General features: G+C 46.6%; 3 protein-coding genes and 1 pseudogene. 2 read left to right on the top strand and 2 right to left on the bottom strand.

Going from position 1 to position 3,089, the window contains the following annotated elements:
• Window positions 1-353 precede the first annotated feature (353 nt).
• A pseudogene (locus tag HMPREF3178_RS31560) lies at window positions 354-564 on the bottom strand (ISNCY family transposase); the annotation flags it as partial.
• 130 nt (window positions 565-694) lie between these two features.
• On the opposite strand from HMPREF3178_RS31560, the gene HMPREF3178_RS05235 reads away from it, so the two are divergent.
• On the top strand, window positions 695-1,900 hold the full coding sequence (locus tag HMPREF3178_RS05235) for an AAA family ATPase (protein ID WP_001568033.1): 1,206 nt from the start codon (window positions 695-697) through the stop codon (window positions 1,898-1,900).
• The gene (locus tag HMPREF3178_RS05230) at window positions 1,900-2,874 is read left to right on the top strand and encodes a ParB family protein (protein WP_001568034.1); all 975 of its coding nucleotides are present in this window, start codon (window positions 1,900-1,902) and stop codon (window positions 2,872-2,874) included. Before HMPREF3178_RS05235 ends, HMPREF3178_RS05230 begins: the two co-directional genes overlap by 1 nt.
• 81 nt (window positions 2,875-2,955) lie before the next feature.
• Here the strand turns inward: HMPREF3178_RS05230 and HMPREF3178_RS29530 are convergent.
• On the bottom strand, window positions 2,956-3,089 hold a 134-nt coding region (locus tag HMPREF3178_RS29530; RefSeq protein ID WP_075209479.1), incomplete at its 5' end, for a DUF4113 domain-containing protein.

The following is a 3,089-nucleotide window of genomic DNA, read 5'->3' as shown; positions in this document are numbered from 1 at the left end:
GTCCGCGAAGTTGACCTGTTTCCCACAGTCCGGGTCGTCCGAGAAGTTGACCTGTTTCCCATATTCCGGAGCGTCCATAAAGTTGACCTGTTTCCCACAGAGGATGGAAACCTATTCTTGTACTGGGCGTAAGAGCTATCTGACGGAACGGTGCCTCTTCGCTTCCTCGCCAGTTCGCTCGCTACGCTCGGTCACATGGCTGCGGCGAGCGCTGATACATACGGATCAGCATTGCGCTGGGTACATCTGACAGGGAACGTGGTAGGCAGAGTCTGAAACGGATACCACCCTGCCCCACCAGTTTACGCTATGGTTAGGCAGGCAGTGCCTGGAGGTGGGGTTACTAACCGGAACTATGCCAGATCGTCTCCTGTCAGACCGGTCATTTTCATTGCGGTATTGCGGACAATACTGTTCTGGGGCATGTTTCGGGCTATTTTCAGAGTCACTTCGTGCTCACCATTATTAATGGCCGTCCTGTCTCGCAAGACTGATGTCTTTCTCAAAACCCTTTTGTACTAGTTGTTGCGTGATGATCATTGCTGCATCTGCGTGTTGCGCCACTGTGATTGAGAAGCCGCCCGTCGGGTTTCTCCGCCCCCTCCTGTTGAGAGCAAAATCAAAACAATCTGATTTTTTTCTTGCAACATGACTCTTTTTGTTCAAAATGACAAAAAACGTCATGAGGTGAATAATGGACAATATTGACCAGTTACGAAAAGTCGCTACACGTGCAGGTAAGCTTCTGACATCTTTGAGCGAAAGTATCCGCCAGCAAAAAGAGGAATTGAAGCTTACCGAGTTCTATCAGGAATACAGCAAAGCCGCACTCTATAAGCTGCCAAAACTCAGTAAAGGTAGTGTTGAGTATGCTGTGGCCGAAATGGAAGCCGGTGGGTACATTTTTAAAAAGAAACCTTCTGGCAATACGATGAAATACGCGATGACGATTCAGAATGTCATCGATCTGTATAACCATCGTAAAGTACCGAAGTACAGGGATCGCTTCGATAAAGCCTTTACGATTTTTGTATGTAATCTTAAAGGTGGTGGTTCCAAGACAGTTTCTACCGCTTCATTATCACATGCTTTTCGAGCTCATCCTCAGCTTCTGTTCGAAGACCTGCGTATTCTGGCCATCGATTTCGATCCGCAGGCATCTCTGACAATGTTCCTGAGCCATGAGAATTCAGTGGGCCTGGTTGAAAATACGGCTGCTCAGGCCATGCTCCAGAACGTGTCTCGTGAAGAATTACTTTCCGATTTTATAGTACCGTCTATTATCCCTGGTGTTGATGTAATCCCCGCTTCCATTGACGATGCATTCCTTGCTGAAGGCTGGAAGGGATTGTGTGAAGAACATCTGCCAGGGAAAAATATTCATGCGGTGCTTAAAGAGAACATTATCGACAAGCTCCAGCATGACTACGACTTTATTTTCCTTGATAGTGGTCCTCACCTTGATGCGTTCCTGAAAAACTGCATTGGAGCGGCAGACCTGATGTTGACCCCTCTTCCACCGGCGACGGTTGATTTTCATTCTTCCCTGAAGTTTGTGGCCAGCCTCCCTGCCCTCATAGATTCCATCGAAATGGATGGGCACACCTGCAATCTCATCGGTAATGTCGGCTTCATGTCCAAGATCCTGAACAAATCTGATCACAAAATTTGCCATAGTCAGGCCAAAGAGGTTTTCGGTGCCGATATGCTAGACATGGTTCTGCCGAGACTGGATGGTTTCGAACGCTGTGGGGAGACTTTTGACACAGTTATTTCAGCAAATCCAGCAACCTATGATGGAAGTACTGAGGCACTAAAAAGCGCAAAATCAGCAGCGGAAGACTTTGCGAAGGCAGTCTTTGATCGCATCGAGTTCATTCGTACAAACGGAGGTATGTGATGTCGAATGAGAAAAGAAAAACCATCGGCAGACAGTTAAATACCCAGGCGTCAATGGCGGAAATGACGGACACCGGTAGAAGCCAGGTATTTACCTTAAAAACCGGCAGGAAGGTAACGTTCAGGTTTGTTCGGGTGCCTGCATCTGAAGTTGAAAGTAAGACCTTCGTAAACCAGGAAAACAACGGAAGAGATCAACTTGCACTGACCAGGGAGTCCCTGAAATCCATTATCCAGACGATTAAGTTTCAGCAGTTCTTTCCCTGTATTGGTATTAAGCAAAGTGAAAGGATTGAGATACTGGATGGTTCAAGACGGCGAGCCTCAGCAATTTTTGTCCGTACAGGCCTTGATGTAATGGTTACCGAAGAACATTTATCAGCTGATGAAGCTCGCCAACTGGCTAAAGATATCCAGACAGCTAAAGAACATAATCTTCGGGAGATTGGCCTGAGATTGATCGCTCTTAAAGAGTCCGGATTTAATCAAAAGGAAATTGCTGAACTGGAGGGGTTATCTCAGGCTAAAGTTACCAGGGCGCTGCAGGCGGCGGCCGTACCGCAAGACTTAATTTCTCTGTTCCCGGTTCAGTCGGAGCTATCATTTAGTGATTATAAACTTCTTTTAGAAGTTAATGAAAAACTCAGTGAAAAGGGATTAACACCTGAAGAACTCATTCAGTCTGTATCAGCTCAGCTCGATGCAATTTTGAGTGATGGCGAGCGACCAGAAGACGAACAGAAAGCCAGTATTCTGAAGCTGATTTCTCAGGCATCTCAGGCATTGATAGATCCATCTCCCAAGGAAAAGTCAGTGGTTTCCCCACTCTGGTCTTTTGAAGAAAAGGACAAGTTCGCGCGTAAGCGTGTGAAAGGGCGCACGCTGACTTATGAGTTTAGCCGTATGTCAAAAGTGATTCAGGATGAACTGGACAAGGCTATCAACGAAGTCCTTGACAGAAATTTGAGTCAATAATTTCGCCATGGCGATTTCACATCTAACTTATTGTAATTAGGCAGTTTAGGCTGAGAATTTCAAGGTGAAATCGCCATAGTTTCACGCCAGTTTCGCTGCAGGAATATCTGACCATCGTGTCGTATAAGCAGGAGAAAGCATCTCCCGTTTCATCTGCCATTCCGGGGCCATACCCCGCCCCGCAAACCATACTTTACCCAGCCCTGAGTTGTTGA

It is taken from the genome of Klebsiella sp. HMSC09D12 (assembly GCF_001808475.1).
In the GTDB taxonomy this organism is placed as follows: Bacteria; Pseudomonadota; Gammaproteobacteria; order Enterobacterales; family Enterobacteriaceae; genus Klebsiella; species Klebsiella oxytoca.
Note: the sequence above shows the minus strand (reverse complement) of the source record. Positions and strands in the feature narration are given on the sequence as shown.

Bases quoted from the DNA above. Each gene is read 5' to 3' on its own strand.
- HMPREF3178_RS05235 (WP_001568033.1), top strand. From the start codon at position 695: ATGGACAATATTGACCAGTTACGAAAAGTCGCTACACGTGCAGGTAAG.
- HMPREF3178_RS05230 (WP_001568034.1), top strand. From the start codon at position 1,900: ATGTCGAATGAGAAAAGAAAAACCATCGGCAGACAGTTAAATACCCAG.